The 17,812-nt window shown below is 63.2% G+C and carries 17 protein-coding genes; 12 read left to right on the top strand and 5 right to left on the bottom strand.

The window, feature by feature from the left end; translation table 11 throughout:
• The first annotated feature begins 4 nt into the window (after positions 1 to 4).
• On the top strand, positions 5 to 643 hold the full coding sequence (nth, locus tag Q6A47_RS08810) for an endonuclease III (protein WP_039575953.1): 639 nt from the start codon (positions 5 to 7) through the stop codon (positions 641 to 643).
• A gap of 104 nt (positions 644 to 747) precedes the next feature.
• Positions 748 to 918: a PA3496 family putative envelope integrity protein gene (locus Q6A47_RS08805; protein ID WP_029613231.1), complete on the top strand. Its 171-nt coding sequence runs from the start codon at positions 748 to 750 to the stop codon at positions 916 to 918.
• A 42-nt stretch (positions 919 to 960) separates the two neighbouring features.
• Here Q6A47_RS08805 and Q6A47_RS08800 read toward each other — a convergent pair whose 3' ends face one another.
• A complete protein-coding gene (locus Q6A47_RS08800) occupies positions 961 to 1,587 on the bottom strand; it encodes a response regulator transcription factor (RefSeq protein ID WP_029613232.1) in 627 nt (208 codons plus the stop codon).
• 374 nt (positions 1,588 to 1,961) lie between these two features.
• On the opposite strand from Q6A47_RS08800, the gene Q6A47_RS08795 reads away from it, so the two are divergent.
• Complete coding sequence (locus Q6A47_RS08795) at positions 1,962 to 2,396, top strand: hypothetical protein (protein ID WP_304484016.1); 435 nt, start codon at positions 1,962 to 1,964, stop codon at positions 2,394 to 2,396.
• Between the two features lie 73 nt (positions 2,397 to 2,469).
• Here Q6A47_RS08795 and Q6A47_RS08790 read toward each other — a convergent pair whose 3' ends face one another.
• Both Q6A47_RS08790 and Q6A47_RS08785 read right to left on the bottom strand, forming a co-directional pair.
• A complete protein-coding gene (locus Q6A47_RS08790; RefSeq protein WP_029613234.1) occupies positions 2,470 to 3,687 on the bottom strand; it encodes an argininosuccinate synthase in 1,218 nt (405 codons plus the stop codon).
• A gap of 128 nt (positions 3,688 to 3,815) precedes the next feature.
• Positions 3,816 to 4,796, bottom strand: a complete 981-nt coding sequence (locus tag Q6A47_RS08785; protein WP_295481349.1) for a flagellar protein MotY — start codon at positions 4,794 to 4,796, stop codon at positions 3,816 to 3,818.
• 130 nt (positions 4,797 to 4,926) lie between these two features.
• On the opposite strand from Q6A47_RS08785, the gene pyrC reads away from it, so the two are divergent.
• Entirely contained in the window at positions 4,927 to 5,973 is a 1,047-nt protein-coding gene (gene pyrC / locus Q6A47_RS08780; protein WP_304484013.1) for a dihydroorotase, read from the top strand.
• On the top strand, positions 5,970 to 6,635 hold the full coding sequence (rnt, locus tag Q6A47_RS08775) for a ribonuclease T (RefSeq protein ID WP_029613236.1): 666 nt from the start codon (positions 5,970 to 5,972) through the stop codon (positions 6,633 to 6,635). Before pyrC ends, rnt begins: the two co-directional genes overlap by 4 nt.
• 167 nt (positions 6,636 to 6,802) lie before the next feature.
• Here the strand turns inward: rnt and Q6A47_RS08770 are convergent, their stop codons facing one another.
• Positions 6,803 to 7,405, bottom strand: coding sequence for a peroxiredoxin (locus tag Q6A47_RS08770; protein ID WP_039575942.1), 603 nt, complete (start codon positions 7,403 to 7,405; stop codon positions 6,803 to 6,805).
• Positions 7,406 to 7,617: 212 nt separating this feature from the next.
• On the opposite strand from Q6A47_RS08770, the gene Q6A47_RS08765 reads away from it, so the two are divergent.
• Both Q6A47_RS08765 and bfr read left to right on the top strand, forming a co-directional pair.
• Positions 7,618 to 7,839, top strand: a complete 222-nt coding sequence (locus Q6A47_RS08765) for a bacterioferritin-associated ferredoxin (RefSeq protein WP_029613237.1) — start codon at positions 7,618 to 7,620, stop codon at positions 7,837 to 7,839.
• 200 nt (positions 7,840 to 8,039) lie between these two features.
• Positions 8,040 to 8,513 carry a bacterioferritin gene (gene bfr / locus Q6A47_RS08760; RefSeq protein WP_029613238.1) on the top strand — a complete coding sequence of 158 codons (474 nt, stop codon included), beginning with the start codon at positions 8,040 to 8,042 and terminating at the stop codon, positions 8,511 to 8,513.
• Positions 8,514 to 8,644: 131 nt separating this feature from the next.
• Here bfr and Q6A47_RS08755 read toward each other — a convergent pair whose 3' ends face one another.
• Positions 8,645 to 9,433, bottom strand: a complete 789-nt coding sequence (locus tag Q6A47_RS08755; protein WP_304484009.1) for an enoyl-CoA hydratase/isomerase family protein — start codon at positions 9,431 to 9,433, stop codon at positions 8,645 to 8,647.
• Between the two features lie 220 nt (positions 9,434 to 9,653).
• On the opposite strand from Q6A47_RS08755, the gene Q6A47_RS08750 reads away from it, so the two are divergent.
• The 5 genes from Q6A47_RS08750 to Q6A47_RS08730 all read left to right on the top strand — a co-directional run bounded on the left by Q6A47_RS08750 (position 9,654) and on the right by Q6A47_RS08730 (position 17,751).
• A complete protein-coding gene (locus Q6A47_RS08750) occupies positions 9,654 to 11,102 on the top strand; it encodes an aldehyde dehydrogenase family protein (RefSeq protein ID WP_304484007.1) in 1,449 nt (482 codons plus the stop codon).
• A gap of 20 nt (positions 11,103 to 11,122) precedes the next feature.
• Positions 11,123 to 12,226 (top strand): NAD(P)-dependent alcohol dehydrogenase, encoded by a 1,104-nt coding sequence (locus Q6A47_RS08745; RefSeq protein WP_304484006.1) that lies wholly within the window; start codon positions 11,123 to 11,125, stop codon positions 12,224 to 12,226.
• A 36-nt stretch (positions 12,227 to 12,262) separates the two neighbouring features.
• Positions 12,263 to 13,828, top strand: coding sequence for an acyl-CoA synthetase (locus Q6A47_RS08740; protein ID WP_304484004.1), 1,566 nt, complete (start codon positions 12,263 to 12,265; stop codon positions 13,826 to 13,828).
• The gene (locus tag Q6A47_RS08735; protein ID WP_304484003.1) at positions 13,825 to 15,048 is read left to right on the top strand and encodes an NAD(P)/FAD-dependent oxidoreductase; all 1,224 of its coding nucleotides are present in this window, start codon (positions 13,825 to 13,827) and stop codon (positions 15,046 to 15,048) included. Before Q6A47_RS08740 ends, Q6A47_RS08735 begins: the two co-directional genes overlap by 4 nt.
• Positions 15,049 to 15,138: 90 nt before the next feature.
• On the top strand, positions 15,139 to 17,751 hold the full coding sequence (locus Q6A47_RS08730; protein WP_304484002.1) for a winged helix-turn-helix domain-containing protein: 2,613 nt from the start codon (positions 15,139 to 15,141) through the stop codon (positions 17,749 to 17,751).
• The last annotated feature ends 61 nt before the right edge of the window (positions 17,752 to 17,812 follow it).

The following is a 17,812-nucleotide window of genomic DNA, read 5'->3' as shown; positions in this document are numbered from 1 at the left end:
CCTCATGAATGCCGCCAAACGCCTGGAGATCTTTCGCAGGCTGCACGAAGACAACCCTGACCCGAAAACCGAACTGGCCTATACCACCCCTTTCGAACTGCTGATCGCGGTGATTCTGTCCGCGCAGGCGACCGATGTGGGTGTGAACAAGGCTACCGCCCGGCTGTATCCGGTGGCCAATACCCCTGAGGCCATTTTCGCTCTGGGCGTGGCGGGGTTGAGCGAGTACATCAAGACCATCGGCCTGTACAACAGCAAGGCCAAGAACGTCATCGAAACGTGCCGCCTGCTCATCGAGCAGCACGGTAGCGAGGTGCCGCAGACGCGCGAAGCGCTGGAGGCCCTGCCCGGTGTGGGCCGCAAGACAGCCAACGTGGTCCTCAATACGGCCTTTCGGCAACTGGCGATGGCAGTGGATACCCACATTTTCAGGGTCAGCAACCGCACAGGGGTTGCGCCAGGCAAGACCGTCCTGGAGGTGGAGAAGAAGCTGCTGAAGTTCGTGCCGAAGGATTACCTGCTCGACGCCCACCACTGGCTGATCCTCCACGGCCGTTACGTCTGCCAGGCACGCAAGCCCCGCTGCGGCAGTTGCCGGATCGAGGACTTGTGCGAGTATCGGCACAAGACCTCGGACGATTGACGCTTTAGCAAAAAATCATGATGTCCGATTGAAAAAATCTTTTTTACCGGTTCTGCGATTCTCGCTATAAGGACGGCCAATGGCCCCTTGGCTTGGAGCGATGCATGAGCACCGATAAAGACGAATTGATCGACGAGGACTTCGTCGCGGAAGACGACGCAGAACCGCAGGTGGAACCTGCCAAAACCAACCTGAGCAAACGCCGCACTATCGACAACTTGCTCGAAGAACGGCGCTTGCAGCGGCAATTGGCCGACTTCGATTACGACCTCTAGCCCGTGGCACGCAGGCCTCTTGCCCTAGAGGCCCCAAGTGTTTCAGGCCAGGCCATGGCGCTGCGCGAGCTCGATCAGGTCCACCAGCGATCGCGCATTGAGCTTGAGCAGCAGCCGGGTCTTGTAGGTGCTCACCGTCTTGTTGCTGAGAAACATGCTATCGGCAATTTCCTTGTTGGTTCGTCCTCTGGCCAACTGCTGCAGCACCATCATTTCGCGCCCTGACAGGCGCTCGACCATCTCGCTCTCGCTGCCGCCACTGACGCCGCTGCGAGTCTTGTGCAGCGCCTGATTGGGGAAGTAGCTATACCCCGAGAGCACGGCCTTGATCGCGCTGAGCAGTTCGGTCAGTTCCTGCTGCTTGCACACGTAACCGGCCGCGCCGGCCTGCATGCAGCGCATGGAAAAGTGCCCTGGGGCCTGTGAGGTCAGCACCAGCACCTTGCTCCCAGGACTCGCCGCCGTCATGCGCGCGATCACCTCCAAACCGTCGAGCTTGGGTATGCCAATGTCGAGTACGACGATATCGGGCAGATAGTCCCGGGTCATCTGCAGCGCATCTACACCGTTATCGGTCTCCGCCACTACTTCATATCCATGACGCTCCATCAACATACGTACGGCCAAGCGAATGACCGGATGATCATCCACGATAAGTACTTTATTCATGGGATATCCATTGATCCGTTCTAAGTTCTGACGCGCCACGATAACCGAGCCATCGCTGTTGTGGCGCGGTGATTCATCAGTAGGACGCAGGCAAAGATGAAACTTACACTGCTAATAGAAACGTCCTACATTTGGGCGACAGATCCGTTCGATATCCATCACCTGAATGGGCAATCAGGTAAAAGTCCAGTGGCCGCAAAAACGCAAAGTGCGGATAGCACGACCAACGAGTGAGATCTTTCAACCTTTTGGGAGCGAATAGTTATACCGGGCCCATGACAACCGGTAATTTTTTCCTTGAGGGGAAACAGCAAGCGTTTTTCTCGGCGAGGCGACAGGGTACAGATGGACAAAGCCCGAAGGAGGCCCTCGCCATGAACAGCACCGAACAGATGAGTCCCTTGACGATCATTGCCATTTTCTCCGGCATCATCGAGGCGTCGGCGCTTGCTTCGTTGCCGTTCCTGAGCGAGAGCAGTCAATCGATCTACACCTGGTTTCTGGTGGGCTTCCCGTTTTTCCTCACCGTGCTGTTCTTTTTGACGCTGAACTTCAACCACGAGTCGCTCTACACCCCGGACAAGCGCGCTGTGGACGATGAGGAGCCGCTCTACGCCGATACCCAGGCGCCCATGACCATCGCCCTGTCAGGGCCCGGTGCACACAAGAACATCGAGACTCACGTGCTCAATGCACTCGATCGCCCCCCCGGCAGGGAGTGCCGGTGGATCTTCTACAACCTGGAGTGCCGATCACGCATCTTGCTGTCGATTCGAGCGTTGGAGAAAGGCGACAAAATAGACTTGTAGGCGGGCCGGAGCACTACCCGCAGATACAAAAAACCCGGTCGTTGCGACCGGGCTTTGTTCACTGCAACAACAATCAGAGCAGCGAGCGACCCTTGTTCGCAGCAATACGCATGCGCAGGGCGTTGAGCTTGATGAAGCCTGCCGCGTCGGCCTGATTGTAGGCGCCGCCATCTTCCTCGAAGGTAGCGATGTTGGCATCGAACAGCGAGTCGTCCGACTTGCGACCGACGACGGTGACGTTGCCCTTGTACAGTTTCAGGCGCACGACACCGTTCACGTTGACCTGGGAAGCGTCGATCATCTGCTGCAGCATCACCCGCTCCGGGCTCCACCAGTAACCGGTGTAGATCAGGCTGGCGTACTTGGGCATCAGCTCATCCTTGAGGTGAGCGACTTCGCGGTCCAGCGTGATCGACTCGATGGCACGGTGCGCCTTGAGCATGATGGTACCGCCAGGCGTCTCGTAGCAGCCGCGCGACTTCATGCCCACGTAGCGGTTTTCGACGATGTCCAGGCGACCGATGCCGTTGGCGCCGCCAATGCGGTTCAGATCGGCCAGCACGGTGGCCGGCGTCTTCTCGACGCCGTCAATGGCCACGATGTCACCGTTGCGGTAGGTCAGCTCGAGATAAGTCGCCTGGTCCGGGGCATTTTCCGGGGAGACGCTCCAGCGCCACATGTCTTCTTCGTGCTCGGTCCAGGTATCTTCCAGAACGCCGCCTTCGTAGGAGATGTGCAACAGGTTGGCGTCCATCGAATACGGCGATTTCTTCTTGCCATGACGCTCGATCGGAATACCGTGTTTCTCGGCGTAATCCATCAGCTTTTCACGGGACAGCAAGTCCCATTCACGCCACGGGGCGATGACCTTGACGCCGGGCTTGAGCGCATAGGCGCCCAGTTCGAAGCGCACCTGGTCGTTGCCTTTGCCGGTGGCGCCGTGGGAGATCGCGTCGGCACCGGTTTCGTTGGCGATTTCGATCAGACGCTTGGCGATCAACGGACGGGCGATGGAGGTACCCAGCAGGTACTCGCCTTCGTAGACGGTATTGGCACGGAACATCGGGAAGACGAAGTCGCGGACGAACTCTTCGCGCAGGTCGTCGATGTAGATTTCCTTGACGCCCATGGCCTGCGCCTTGGCACGGGCCGGTTCGACCTCTTCGCCCTGGCCCAGGTCAGCGGTGAAGGTCACCACTTCGCAGTTGTAGGTGTCTTGCAGCCACTTGAGAATCACCGAAGTATCAAGGCCGCCGGAATACGCCAGTACGACCTTCTTTACGTCCGCCATGCCATCACTCCACGGGGTTGTACGGANAACCCGCGATTCTACCGGTCTCGTTGAGGAATTTACAGTGGCGCGACAGCTTCTGATGCCAAAGCGACAGGAAGTGTCGCGGGCGCGACCTTCCGTCGAAATCAGATTTTCTTGGCCGAGGCTGCCGCAGCGGTGGCCGCTGGCGCAGCGGTCGCGGCAGGCGCCGCAGCGGGCTGGGCGGGCGTGGCAGGCGCCGCGTCGTGGGGCTTCTCGACCGGTTTCTCGACCGGCGTGACACGGTCGAGCTGAATGTTCACACGCCGATTGCGCGCGCGATTGGCGGGGGTGTTGTTCTTGACCAGCGGATAACGCTCACCGTGGAAACGTACGACGATCTGCGCCTCCGGCACACCGTGGGCTTGCAGATACTCGGCCACGGCCATGGCACGACGCCGCGACGCATCGCGGTTGGCCAGGCGATTGCCGCTGTTGTCGGAATGGCCGTCGAGCTCGATATGGTTGACCGTCGGATCGGCCTTCATGTAGTCGAGGATCACGTCCAGACGCGCCCGTGCCGAGCTGTCCAGCTCGAAACCGGTGCCGGGGAACGGTATCTGGGTCTGACGAATCTGATCGTAATTCATCGGCAACAGCTTGGCGGCGCAGACCTGATAGTCGCTGTAGGCCTTGGCGAAGCTGACCGGCAACACATGCACTTCCATGGGCCGGCCGCCCTCGCCGGTATAGTTGCGCACCACGGTACTGCGGCCGTCGAGCAACCCGTTGATCAACCGGCTGGCCTGTCCCTGGGAGGTGCTGAACAGCACGCCGGAGCGGCTTAGACGCACGGCCCCCAGGTTGACGTCGCCACGTCCGGGTTGCCATGGCGCGGCAGCCGCCAACAGGGTGGCCGAGCCCGCGCCCAGCGCGTTGCTGTCAGAACGCAGCTGGAACACCGGCTGCTCTCCGGCACGGCGCACGAACTGACCGCTGCCGAAGCCCTCGATGGGCTGAATCAGCCGACACTCGAACTGATCGCCTTCGACCTTCCACGCGATGTTCTCCATGCGGGTCTGGAAGGTCATTGCACCGGCCGGCAGGCTGGCGCACAGGCTGAGCAGGAGTAGGTAACGCTGGCGCACAGGCGGCTCCACAAATTCTGACGTCTTACCTGCAGGCTATCGGACGCCTGCTGGAAAACTTGATAGCCGTGCCGCTCTCAGGGTTTTCCGGTAGCATTGGCGGCTGAGTTCGAACCGCCTGGAAACCCCAATGTCCGATCGCCTGACCCTCCTGCGTCCCGACGACTGGCACATCCATCTGCGCGATGGAGCTGTGCTGCGACATACCGTCGGCGACGTGGCGCGTACCTTCGCCCGCGCCATCATCATGCCCAATCTGGTTCCGCCGGTACGTACCGCCCATGAAGCCGAAGCCTACCGCGAGCGCATCCTCGCGGCGCGTCCTGCCGGCAGCCGTTTCGAGCCCCTGATGGTGCTGTACCTCACCGACCGCACCCGCCCCGAAGACATCCATGCGGCCAAGGCCAGCGGCATCGTGTTCGCTGCCAAGCTCTATCCGGCCGGCGCCACGACCAACTCCGACTCGGGCGTCACCAGCATCGACAATATCTTCCCGGCGATCGAAGCGCTGGCCGAAACCGGGCTGCCGCTGTTGGTGCATGGTGAAGTGACGCGCGCGGACATCGACGTGTTCGACCGCGAAAAACGCTTCATCGATGAGCATATGCGTCGCCTGGTCGAGCGCTTCCCGACGCTCAAGGTGGTGTTCGAGCACATCACCACCGCCGATGCCGCGCAATTCGTCAGCGAGGCCCCGGCCAACGTCGCGGCGACCATCACCGCGCAGCACCTGCTGTACAACCGCAACCACATGCTGGTCGGCGGCATTCGTCCACACTTCTATTGCCTGCCGATCCTCAAGCGCAATACGCACCAAGTGGCCCTGCTGGATGCGGCCACCAGCGGTAATCCGAAGTTCTTCCTCGGTACCGACTCGGCGCCGCATGCCCAGCATGCCAAGGAAGCGGCCTGCGGTTGCGCCGGTTGCTACACCGCCTACGCGGCCATCGAGCTGTACGCCGAAGCCTTCGAGCAACGCAACGCCTTGGACAAGCTGGAGGGCTTCGCCAGCCTGCACGGTCCAGCGTTCTATGGCCTGCCGGCGAACACCGACCGCATCACGCTCATCCGTGAAGACTGGACCGCACCGACCAGCCTGCCGTTCGGCGATACCCAGGTGGTGCCGCTGCGTGCGGGTGAAACCCTGCGCTGGCGCCTGCTGGAGGACACCGTATGAGCGAAGACCTCTACGAAGACGATCAAGACTTGCCGTCCGGTGGCGGTTCGCGCCATCCCATGGCCGAGCGTTTTCGCGGCTACCTGCCGGTGGTGGTGGATGTCGAGACCGGCGGTTTCAACAGCGCCACCGACGCGCTGCTGGAAATTGCCGCCGTCACCATCGGCATGGACGAAAAGGGCTTCCTGTTCCCGGAACACACCTACTTCTTCCGTGTCGAGCCTTTCGAAGGCGCCAATATCGAGCCTGCTGCGCTGGAGTTCACCGGCATCAAGCTGGATCACCCGCTGCGCATGGCCGTGAGCGAGGAAAGCGCACTCACCGACATCTTCCGTGGTGTGCGCAAAGCGCTGAAGGCCAATGGCTGCAAGCGGGCGATCCTGGTCGGCCACAACAGCAGCTTCGACCTGGGCTTCCTCAACGCTGCGGTGGCGCGCAACGACCTCAAGCGCAACCCCTTCCACCCCTTCTCCAGCTTCGACACCGCCACGCTGGCCGGCTTGGCCTACGGTCAGACGGTACTGGCCAGAGCGTGCCAGAGCGCAGACATCGACTTCGACGGGCGCGAGGCGCACTCGGCGCGCTACGACACGGAGAAAACCGCTGAGCTGTTCTGCGGCATCGTCAACCGTTGGAAGGACATGGGCGGCTGGCGCGGCTGAGCAAGCGGCAAGCGGCAAGCGGCAAGCGGCAAGCGGCAAGCGGCAAGCGGCAAGCGGCAAGCGGCAAGCGTGGACACCGCAGTGCTGGCTTTCTTTGCCGCTTGTCGCTAAAAACTCGACGCAAAAAAAACCGGCCAGGAGGCCGGTTTTTTTTGCGTCACACCGTATTACAGCTTGCCGGCGTTCTCGCTCAGGTAGGCCGCTACGCCTTCCGGCGAAGCGTTCATGCCTTTGTCGCCTTTCTTCCAGTTGGCCGGGCAGACTTCGCCGTGCTCTTCGTGGAATTGCAGGGCGTCGACCAAGCGCAGCAGCTCGTCCATGTTACGGCCCAGCGGCAGGTCGTTGATGATCTGCGAACGGACCACGCCGTTCTTGTCGATCAGGAACGCACCACGGAAGGCCACGCCGCCTTCGGACTCGACGTCGTAGGCCTTGCAGATTTCGTGAGTGATGTCGGCAGCCAGGGTGTACTTCACTTGGCCGATGCCGCCGTTGTTGACCGGGGTGTTACGCCAGGCGTTGTGGGTGAAATGCGAGTCGATCGACACGCCGATCACTTCCACGCCACGGGCTTCGAAATCGGGAATGCGGTGGTCCAGGGCAATCAGCTCGGACGGGCAGACGAAGGTGAAGTCCAGCGGGTAGAAGAACACCAGGCCATACTTGCCTTTGATCGCCGAAGCCAGGTTGAAGCTGTCGACGATCTCGCCGTTGCCCAGCACGGCTGGAACGGTGAAGTCCGGGGCTTGTTTACCAACGAGTACGCTCATTCGTCATCTCCTGATGGGGGTGAAAACCGTTGCACAGGCGAGTCGACTCGCCCGGCATCCTGCAAAGACCAACCATCATACACGGGATAGCATGACAGGCCGAATCGGACCGCCGGTCGTGCGAAGATGAATCATTCTTCAAGTACTTTGACAAGCATTCTCATTACCATTAGTCTCCAACGCATCGACTCACCCAGCGATGGTCAGACCCTATGTACGTATGTCTCTGCGTCGGCGTCACCGATGGACAGATCCGCGATGCGATCTACGAAGGATGCTGCAGCTACAAGGAAGTCCGTACCGCCACCAACGTGGCCAGCCAATGTGGTAAATGCGCCTGCCTGGCCAAGCAGGTGGTTCGTGAGACCCTGACCGAACTTCAGCTCGCCCAGCAGCCTGCACTGCCCTACCCCGTCGAATTCACCGCCGCTTAAAACACCCCCTTTCAAAGAACCGGACCTCGTGTCCGGTTTTTTTATGCCTGTAATTCAATAAGTTAGCCCACCAACGCGGTTCACAAACATTCTTATTCCTATTAATTTTCACTTATTATTCAACAACTTAGGTTTGACATAGAAAGTTGTCGGGCTCAGACTTCGCCTATTGGCTCACTTCTCAGGGCAGGAACCCGGACATGAAAGGCGACGTAAGCGTCATCCAGCATCTCAACAAGATCCTCGGAAACGAGCTGGTCGCGATCAACCAGTACTTCCTGCACGCGCGTATGTATGAAGACTGGGGCCTGAACGCGCTCGGCAAGCACGAGTACAAAGAGTCCATCGACGAGATGAAGCACGCCGATAAATTGATCAAGCGTATTCTCTTCCTCGAAGGCATTCCCAACGTTCAGGACCTGGGCAAACTGCTCATCGGCGAGCACACCCGTGAAATGCTCGAGTGCGATCTTAAGATCGAAAACAAAGGCCTGATTGATCTGAAAGCCGCCATCGCCCACTGCGAAACCGCTGGTGACTTTGGCTCGCGCGACCTGCTCGAAGACATCCTCGAAGCCGAGGAAGAGCACATCGACTGGCTGGAAACCCAGTTGGGCCTGATCGACAAGATCGGCATCGAGAACTACCTGCAGTCGCAGATGGGCGAAGAGTAAGCCTGTACGCGCTTGCGGCCTCGCCAAGCAATCCAGATCAAACCGATGTCAGCCGATGACATCGGTTTTTTTATGCCTGTCGAGTTCTGCAGGCCTTCTGGCCCCTTCACTGACTGTGTCCCACCCAGTCATCAGCACCCTCGGAACTGCGGCACACGGCGAGCCAGAAAAGCACTGACACCCTCACGAAAATCGGCAGTTTTGGTCGCCGCGCAGAACGCTGCGCGCTCGCGCTGCAGATGCGCGCGCAATGCCTGCGCCGGCCCCCGCGTCAACGCTTTGTAGCTGCCGAAGGCCAGACTCGGCCCATTGAGGATCTCGTCGCACAAGGCCTGCAATCGCAGCTCGAGTTCGGCGGGCGCCACGCACCACTCCAGCATCCCCAGCGCGCAGGCATCGCGCGCACTCAACTCACCCTGTCCGACCATCAGTTTCATCGCCGCCCCGGCGCCGATACGCCTGGGTAGGAAGTAGGTGCCGCCGCAATCCGGCGAAGCCGCGACCTTGTTGTAGGCCAACAGTAGCCGAGTGTCTTCGGCGGCCAAGACCAGGTCGCAACCGAGCATCAGGCTCAGGCCGGCACCAGCGACCACGCCCTGCACGCAGGCCAGCACCAGCGCCGGCGTGCTGTGCAAGGCCAGGATCGCCGGATGCAAGTGATCGAGCAGTTGATCGACCATCCTGTCGGCCTGGTCGAAGTCGTCGGCGAAGCGCTGCAGGTTGCCGCCGGCCACGAACGCCCGGCCCGCACCGCGAATCACCACCAGGCGCAGCCCCGGCTCGGCCGTGGCGCGCAGTACCGCTGCGCCGAAAGCCTCGGCCATGCCCACGTCGATGGCGTTCAACACCTCCGGACGATCGAACGTCAGCGTGGCGCAACGGGTGGCGGGATCGAACACATAGTCAACATAGGGACGCATCGGCAGCACCTGAAGGCGGTTGTCTTGCCGCCACCCTAGCCTTGCCCGCCACCGCGTACCCCCGCCTTTAGTCTGGTTGTCCGCCTGCCAGATGCATTCGCCGTTGCATGGCCGCGTTTTAGTCCTTTGTGACGAAGCCCCGTACCGCGCGGCTGCGCCATAGTGGCCTCAAGCACGTCGCCCCTATCTCCACCAGAACAATAAATCGGAGAGCCTGCCAGTGTCAGTCCACGCCCCCACCCGCAGCACGACCGCCCCGCTCGTCAATGCCAGCGGCGCCGATATCCAGCGCGTGTTCGCCGCCCAGCGTGAAACCGCGCTGCACCTGCGCACCTCCACGGTCGAGGCGCGAATCGGCAAACTCAAGCGCCTGCGCGCGGCCATCGAGGCACGCCGCGACGCAATCATCCGCGCCGGCGCCCTGGATTTCGGTAAGCCCGACATCGAAGTGGAAATGACCGAACTGCTCACCGTCATCATGGAGATCAGCCACACCTGCAAGCACCTGCGCACATGGCTCAAGCCCAAGCGGATCGCCAGCACTGCGCTGATGCTCGGCACCCGTGCGTCGGTGCGCTACGAGCCACGCGGACGCTGCCTGATCATTTCGCCGTGGAACTACCCCATCACCCTGACCTTCGGCCCGCTGGTGCCGGCCATCGCCTCGGGCAACACGGTCATCATCAAGACCTCGGAGCTGACGCCGCATTTGTCTGCGGTAATGGTCGAGATCATCCGCAGCACCTTCGACGAGCGCGAAGTGGCCATTTTCGAAGGCGATGCCAGCGTCGCCAGCCAGTTGCTCGAGTTGCCGTTCGACCACAGCTTCTTCACCGGGTCGCCGGCCATCGGCAAGGTGGTCATGCGCGCCGCCGCCGAGCACCTGACCAGCGTCACGCTGGAGTTGGGCGGCAAGTCGCCGACCATCATCGACGCCACTGCCGACCTGGACATGGCGGTGAGAACCATCACCTGGGGCAAGTTTCTCAACGCCGGGCAGACCTGCATCGCCCCCGATCATATTTATGTCGCCAGCAGCGTCAAAGCGCGCTTCGTCAGCCTACTCAAACGCCACTTGAGCCATGTCTATGGCGAGGGTGAGCAGGCCCGTGGCGCGCCCTTCGCACGGATCGTCAACGAGCGCCACGCCAGTCGCATCAGCGGTCTGATCGACGACGCCGTCGCGCGCGGTGCCCAAGCCAGCTATGGCGCGCTGGCCGATCCCCAGGCGCGGTTCATCTCACCGACGCTGCTGGAAAACGTGCCGGACGATGCGCGCATCATGCAGGAAGAGATCTTCGGCCCGGTGCTGCCGATCATCGCGTTCGACACGCTGGACGAGGTCATCGCCCGCATCAATCAAGCGCCCAAACCGCTGGCGCTGTACATCTGGAGCAAGGACCGCCAGGCCATCGAGCACCTGCTGAACAACACCAGCGCTGGCGCGTCGTGCATCAACCACATCGCCGGGCATTTCCTGCACAACAACTTGCCCTTCGGCGGGGTGAACAACTCCGGCATGGGCAGCTATCACGCCGAGTGGGGCATCCGCGCCTTCTCCCACGAGCGCGCGATCCTGGAAAGCCGGGTAATGCTGTCGAGCCTGTTCTTCCCGCCCTACACCCAGACCACACGCCGGATCCTGCGCTGGCTGTTCAAGTTCTTCTGACCCTGACCAAGGAAGCTGCCATGAAGATTGTCGCTGCGGTCATCCGCCCCGCCAGCCCGGCGTTCAGCCTGGAAACCCTCGAACTGGACGACCCCCGAGACGATGAAGTGCTGGTACGGGTCGTCAGTGTCGGCATCTGTCACACCGACCTGGTCGCCGCCGCCGGCGTGCTGCCGATCCAGCCACCGGCCGTGCTGGGCCATGAAGGGGCCGGCGTGGTGCTCAGAACCGGAGCCCAGGTCACTCACGTGCAACCCGGCGACCCGGTCGCCATCAGTTTCAGTGCCTGCGGCCAGTGCCCTCGCTGCCAGCGCCATGATCCGTCGTACTGCCACGCCTTCGGTCTGCTCAATTTCACCGGCATGCGCGAGGGCGGCAGCAACCTGCACGATGCCCAGGGGCATCCGGTGGCAGGCAATTTCTTCGGCCAGTCGTCGTTCGCCAACCACTGCATCGCCAACGCGCGCAACGTGGTCAAGGTGCCCGAGGACATGCCGCTGGCGCTGGTGAGCCCGCTGGGATGCGGTATCCAGACCGGCTTTGGCAGCATCGCCCGCGCGTTGGCCTGCGAAGCCGGCTCCTCACTGCTGGTGCTCGGCGGTGGCGCGGTCGGACTGGCGGCGGTCATGGCGGCGAAGCTGCGCGGCTGCCGCCACATCATCGTCAGCGAACCCCACGCCGCCCGCCGTGCCCTGGCCCTGGAACTGGGCGCGACCTTGACCCTCGACCCGCTGAACGAAGCCCTCGAGGACAGGGTGCGGCGCACACTGCCCAGCGGCGTCGACTACCTCTTCGACACCTCGGGCATCGCTGCTGCCCTGGAAGCCGCCTGCCGCTGCCTGGCACCGCGCGCCAGCGTCGGCCTGGTCGGCGTGCCCCAGGCCTGGGAGCAGAAACTGCCGGGCACGCTCGCCGAGCTGGTACAGAACGGCACGGTTTTCAAAGGCATCATCGAAGGCGACAGCGATCCGCAGACGTCGATTCCGGAACTGATCGCCTTGTACCAGGCCGGGCAACTGCCGATCGACAAGCTGGTCACCACCTTCCCCTTCGCCCAGATCAACGAGGCCATCGCCGCCCAGCATGCCGGCACCTGCGTCAAGCCAGTACTGCTGATGGACTGATCGCCTTTCGTCTGCGTTTTTTCGAGGAACCGCTGCATGGCCACTTCCCTGCTCCGCCACCCCGGCTACCACGCCCAGCTCGCACCCGAGCGCCCGGCAGTGGTGATGGCCGAAACCGGCGTCTCGCTCACCTACCGGGCGCTGGATGCCTTCGCCAATCGTCTCGCCCGCCTGTATCACAGCCTGGGCCTGGGCTACGGCGACCACGTCGCCTATCAGTTGGAAAACCGCGTCGAATGCCCGGCCCTGCAATGGGGCGCGCACTATGCCGGCTTGTACTACACCTTCCTCAGCACCCGTCTGACCCCAGCGGAGACGGTCTACATCGTCGAGAATTGCGACGCCACGGTGCTGGTCCTCAGCGCCCGCTGTGCCACCGCCGCGCTGCTCGCCGCGCTGTCCGAACTGTCCTCACCGCCCCAGGTGTTCATTCTCGAAGCGCCCTGCGAAGGTCGTCCGGCATTGCTTGAGGCCTTGCAGACGCACCTGGCCACGCCGCTGGAGGACGCCCGCGAGGGCAGTGAAATGCTCTATTCCTCGGGCACCACCGGACGTCCCAAGGGCGTCAAGCCGGCCCTCACCGGCAAGCCCCTGGGCAGCACCGAGATCATTGCCCAGCAACTGGAAAAGGCCTTCGCCGTGGACGAGCGCTGCGTCTACCTGTCGCCTGCCCCCTACTACCACGCAGCACCGTTGAAGTGGGTGCGCGGCGTGCATGTGCTGGGCGGCACGGCGGTGCTGATGGAGAAATTCGAGGCGCAGAACGCGCTGGCGGCCATCGAGACCCATCGGGTCAGCCATAGTCAGTGGGTGCCGACCATGTTCCATCGCCTGCTCAACCTGCCAGCGCCGCTTCGCCAGCGTTACGACCTGAGCAGCCAGCGAGTGGTGGTGCACGCCGCCGCGCCCTGCCCCATAGCCACCAAGCAAGCGATGATCGACTGGTGGGGACCGATTCTCTATGAGTACTACGGCAGTACCGAACAGATCGGCATGACCATGTCCAACACCCACGACTGGCTCGCGCACCCCGGCACGGTCGGACGGGCCATCTACGGTCGGCTGCACATCCTCGACGAAAGCGGACGCAGCCTGCCTGCCGGAGAAGACGGTCTGGTGTACTTCTCCGACAGCCTGCCGTTCTCCTACCACAAGGATCCGGCCAAGACCGCCGAAGCCTACAATGACCGGGGCTGGGCGTGCGTCGGCGACATCGGCCACCTCGACGAAGAAGGCTTTCTCTACCTCACCGACCGTCAGAGCAACATGATCATTTCCGGCGGGGTCAACGTGTACCCCCAGGAAACCGAGAATGTGCTGGTCAGCCACCCGCTGGTGCTCGACGCCGCTGTCATCGGCATTCCCGACCCCGACCTGGGCGAGTCGGTGCATGCGTTGATCCAACTGCACGACATAAGCCTGGCCAACGACGCCCTGGCCACCACGCTCCTGCAGTTCTGTCGTGAGCACCTGTCATCGATCAAGTGTCCGCGCAGCCTCGAGTTTCGCCAGGAGTTGCCGCGCGAACCCACCGGTAAGTTGCTCAAGCGTCTGCTGCGGGTCGAGCGGCCCAACGCCAGCGACCAGGAGGTCTGCGCATGAACGCCACCTGCATCATCGTCGGCGCCAGCCACGCCGGCATCCACTTGGCAGTCGGCCTGCGCCAGGAAGGCTGGCCAGGCCGTGTGCTGTTGATCGGTGACGAACCGGGCCTGCCCTACCACCGCCCGCCGTTGTCCAAGGCCTACCTCAAGGGCGACAGCGAGCTGGCGATCATCCATCCGCAGGCGAGCCTGGACAAACACGCCATCGAACTGCTGAGCAACACCCGCGTCACCCACATCGACCGCCAGACCCGCCACGTGGTGCTGTCCGACCACACCCGCCTGGCCTACGACAAGCTGGCGCTGTGCACCGGTGCCCGCCTGCGCCGACTGCCGCTCAAAGGCTCGAACCTGCGTGGCGTGCACTACCTGCGCGACCTGGCCGATGCCGATCGGCTGCGTGCCGAACTGCCCACCGCCCGCAACGCCGTAATCATCGGCGCCGGTTACATCGGTCTGGAAACGGCGGCCAGTCTGCGCCAGGCGGGACTGCACGTGCAGGTGCTGGAGGCGGCGCCGCGCATCCTCGGACGCAGTGTCGACGCGCCGGTCTCAGCCTTCTTCCAGGCCCTGCACGCCGCCCACGGCGTGACCATCGAGACAGGCTGCCACGTGAGCGAACTGCTCGGTCACGACGCCGTCACCGGGGTGCTGTGCAGCGATGGCCGACGTCTGGACGCAGACCTGGTGGTGATCGGCATCGGCGTACAGCCCAACACCGAACTGGCCGAGGCCGCGGGGCTGGAGGTCGAAGACGGCATCCTGGTGGATGCGCACTGCCGCACCCGCGATCCGCACATCGTCGCCGCTGGCGACTGCACCCGCTTTCCCAGCCACCACCTGCAGCGTCACGTGCGCCTGGAATGCCTGGCCAACGCCAGCGACCAAGCCAGGGTCGCAGCAGGAACCCTCTGCGGCGTGCAAAAGTGCCATGATGCGTTGCCCTGGTTCTGGTCCGATCAATACGCCACCCGCCTGCAGATCGCAGGCATGGCAGATGGCTATGATCAAGTGATACAACGGGGCTCCATGGACAGCGGCAGTTTCTGTCGTTTCTACCTCAAGGGCGAACGGATGCTCAGCGCGCTGTGCGTCAACCAGGCGAAGGCGTTCATCGCCTGCAAGCGGCTGATCGCCAGCGGTCTGCCGATCGATACGCAGAAGCTGGCCGATGAAGGGTGCGACATCGCTGCGCTCGGGCCTGGATTACCGGCCTGAGCGCGTTCGCCCAGTGGCGCAGGGACGCGCGTGGACCCACCCAAACCGAGAGCCTTGACCACCCCTCCAACTTCGAAAAGAACAACAACGATGAAGACGTGCTCGCTGCCTCAGGATTACCCGCCTGCGGGCTTCATCCCGCGCCATCTCTACCCGCGATTGCTCGATTCGCTGGTGTCGCAGCGCCTGACCTTGCTGTGCGCCCCTGGCGGCTACGGCAAGAGCGTGGCCATGGCCTACTGCATGCAGCACGTGCGGCAGACGTCGGCCCATGGCCTGTGGGTTTCGCCCGAACACACCGACGCCTCGAGCGCACACGCCTTGCTGCAGGCGCTCTGCGCTCAGTTGCCGGGCGTTCACGCCACGCCCGAGGCCCTGCTGCAGCACTTCACCGAACTCAAGGGCCACTGGGTCGTGTTCCTCGATGGCTACGAACAGCTGCAAAACCCGACCAACGATGCCCTGCTCGAGCGCCTGCTGGCACTCCCCCAGCCTCGCCTGCACATCGCCCTGGCCAGCCGCGAGCACCCAGCGGTGAAACTGTCCTGGCTCGAAGGGCGCGGCCAAGTGCACTGGCTCGGCAGCGCCGAGTTGGCATTCAGCGCCGACGAAAGCGCGCTGCTGCTCGGCCAACTGCCCGCTCGCCAGCGCACCCACCTGCACCAGTTGAGCGAAGGCTGGCCGCTGGCCGTCGGGCTGTGCCGCACGCTGGCCCAGGATGTCCGGCGCTCCGCCGAACTGGCCGGCTTCGGCGCCCGTGACCGCTACCTGCGCGATTTCTTCGAAGAGCAGGTGTTGTCGCGCCTGACCCCGGCGCAGCAGCAATTTCTGGCTGACTTCGCCGTGCTGGGCAGTGCCGGTGTCGCCCTGTGCGATGAGGTGTTGCAACGCCGTGACAGCCAGGCGCAGCTACAAGCGCTGTACCGCATGCGCGCCTTCATCGAGCCCACCGACCGCAACCTCGACGACTACCGACTGCATCCGCTGTTGCGCGCCGTGCTGCTCGAACGCAACGCAGAACCGGGGCACACCCGTCGACTGTTGATCCGCGCCACCCGCGCCGCGCTGCGCCAGCAACTGTATCGGCGCGCGGCGGACTACGCCAGGGCCAGTGCCCAGCCGCGCATCGCTCGCCTGGTGATCAGCCGTACCAGCGAGATTCTGGTGCGCAACCTGGGGGAACTGCCGACCCTGGTGGAGTGGACCCTTGACATGCCGGTGAGCAGCCTGTCCGGCTGGAACGAACTGGTCTACTGGTCCACCTGGTCGCTGGCATTCTCCTATTGCTGGCCGCAAGCGCACGAGCGCGTGCGGCAATTGCGGGCGGCGCTGCAGCAGGACGCCGAGCTGACGCCCCAGGTGCGCCGTGCGCACGAGTCGAAGCTGGACCTGCTCGACACAGTGCTGGCGGTGTTCGAAGACACCACCGACGGCGTCGCCCAGCGGTCGCTCGACTGGCTGACGCGCCACGCCGACGCAGACGCCTTCGACATCGCCGTGATCGCCAGTGCCCGCCTGCTCGCCTGCAAGCTCGAAGCCGACTGCCTTGGCGCTACCGCCGCCAGCCTGCGGGCAGTGTCGGCGATCCAACGCTCAGGCAGCGTCTACGGCAAGATCTGGGTCAACCTGCTCAATGCGCTCTACCAACTGGAGTTCGGTGACCACCAGCATGCCCGGCTGCTACTCGAAGAGCAGTTCTTCAGTGCCGCCGGGCAGATCGGCGAGCATTCGGCGATCCTCTCGACCTGTGCCCTGCTCCTGGCGCGTATCGCCCATGAACGCGACGAACTGGGTGTGGCCAGCGACTACCTGGACATCGGCTACCGGCACATCGGCAGTCACGGCCTGATCGAGACCGCGATTTCGGGCATTGCCGTGCGTGCCCGTCTGGCAGCACGGGCGGGCATTGGCGAAGCGCTGCAGGTGCTCGATGAGGCGCAGAGCATCACGGCGGTCTATCCGCCGCGCCTGGAAACCCTGGTGCAGCAGACGCGCATCGAGTTGCTGCTGGACCACGGCCGTACCCGCGAGGCACTGGTGGCCGCGCAAGCGCTCGAACTGTTGCAGGAGCAGCCCGAGCACCACGACACGCGTCAGGTGCCGTGCGTCAATCAGGGTTACATCGAGCTGCTGCTCAGTTGTGCGCGGGAAGACCTGCACAAGGCTGGCCAGCAGTGCCTCGCGCTATTGAGCATGCCGGCCGTGCAGTGCCAACCACCGCTGCATTGCCGTGTGCTGATCGTGCGCAGCGCACAACTGGAGCGCACACAGGACTGCGGCCAAGCGCTGCAGACGCTATGCCGCGCGCTGTCGCTGGCCAGCGAGCACGGCCTGTACAGGGTCTTTCTGGACCTGCGCCGCTTTTGCGAACCGCTGCTACGCAAGCTGCGCAGCACCGCGGCCTCCGTACCGCTGTCGCCCAGTGCCGAGGCGCTGTTCGAGCGTCTGTGCCAGGCGCTGGCACTGCCCAGTCAGCCGAAAAGCCCCGCCGCCCTTCCCGAGCCCTTGTCGCGACGCGAACTGGAACTGCTGGCGCTGCTCGACTCGGGCATGACCTACCAGCAGATCGCCGACCAGGTGTTCATCTCCCTGGCCACGGTCAAATGGCATGTCTACAACATCTACGGCAAGCTCGGCGTGAAGAACCGCTCCGGTGCGCTGGTCGCCGCCCACCAGTTGCAGTTGCTCAGCCGCCCGCATTGAGCGTCCCCGCCATGCGCACGCACGGCGGCATCCTCTGCCCATCGGCAAACCAGACTTTTTC

The organism is Pseudomonas boreofloridensis (assembly GCF_030580795.1).
Lineage (GTDB): Bacteria > Pseudomonadota > Gammaproteobacteria > Pseudomonadales > Pseudomonadaceae > Aquipseudomonas > Aquipseudomonas boreofloridensis.
The sequence above is the reverse complement of the archived record's forward strand: the minus strand, read 5'-3'. Positions and strand labels throughout refer to the sequence as shown.

Bases quoted from the DNA above. Each gene is read 5' to 3' on its own strand.
- Q6A47_RS08735 (WP_304484003.1), top strand. From the start codon at position 13,825: ATGAACGCCACCTGCATCATCGTCGGCGCCAGCCACGCCGGCATCCAC.
- nth (WP_039575953.1), top strand. From the start codon at position 5: ATGAATGCCGCCAAACGCCTGGAGATCTTTCGCAGGCTGCACGAAGAC.
- Q6A47_RS08730 (WP_304484002.1), top strand. From the start codon at position 15,139: ATGAAGACGTGCTCGCTGCCTCAGGATTACCCGCCTGCGGGCTTCATC.
- Q6A47_RS08745 (WP_304484006.1), top strand. From the start codon at position 11,123: ATGAAGATTGTCGCTGCGGTCATCCGCCCCGCCAGCCCGGCGTTCAGC.
- pyrC (WP_304484013.1), top strand. From the start codon at position 4,927: ATGTCCGATCGCCTGACCCTCCTGCGTCCCGACGACTGGCACATCCAT.
- bfr (WP_029613238.1), top strand. From the start codon at position 8,040: ATGAAAGGCGACGTAAGCGTCATCCAGCATCTCAACAAGATCCTCGGA.
- Q6A47_RS08790 (WP_029613234.1), bottom strand. From the start codon at position 3,687: ATGGCGGACGTAAAGAAGGTCGTACTGGCGTATTCCGGCGGCCTTGAT.
- Q6A47_RS08770 (WP_039575942.1), bottom strand. From the start codon at position 7,405: ATGAGCGTACTCGTTGGTAAACAAGCCCCGGACTTCACCGTTCCAGCC.
- Q6A47_RS08800 (WP_029613232.1), bottom strand. From the start codon at position 1,587: ATGAATAAAGTACTTATCGTGGATGATCATCCGGTCATTCGCTTGGCC.
- Q6A47_RS08795 (WP_304484016.1), top strand. From the start codon at position 1,962: ATGAACAGCACCGAACAGATGAGTCCCTTGACGATCATTGCCATTTTC.
- Q6A47_RS08740 (WP_304484004.1), top strand. From the start codon at position 12,263: ATGGCCACTTCCCTGCTCCGCCACCCCGGCTACCACGCCCAGCTCGCA.
- Q6A47_RS08765 (WP_029613237.1), top strand. From the start codon at position 7,618: ATGTACGTATGTCTCTGCGTCGGCGTCACCGATGGACAGATCCGCGAT.
- rnt (WP_029613236.1), top strand. From the start codon at position 5,970: ATGAGCGAAGACCTCTACGAAGACGATCAAGACTTGCCGTCCGGTGGC.
- Q6A47_RS08805 (WP_029613231.1), top strand. From the start codon at position 748: ATGAGCACCGATAAAGACGAATTGATCGACGAGGACTTCGTCGCGGAA.
- Q6A47_RS08755 (WP_304484009.1), bottom strand. From the start codon at position 9,433: ATGCGTCCCTATGTTGACTATGTGTTCGATCCCGCCACCCGTTGCGCC.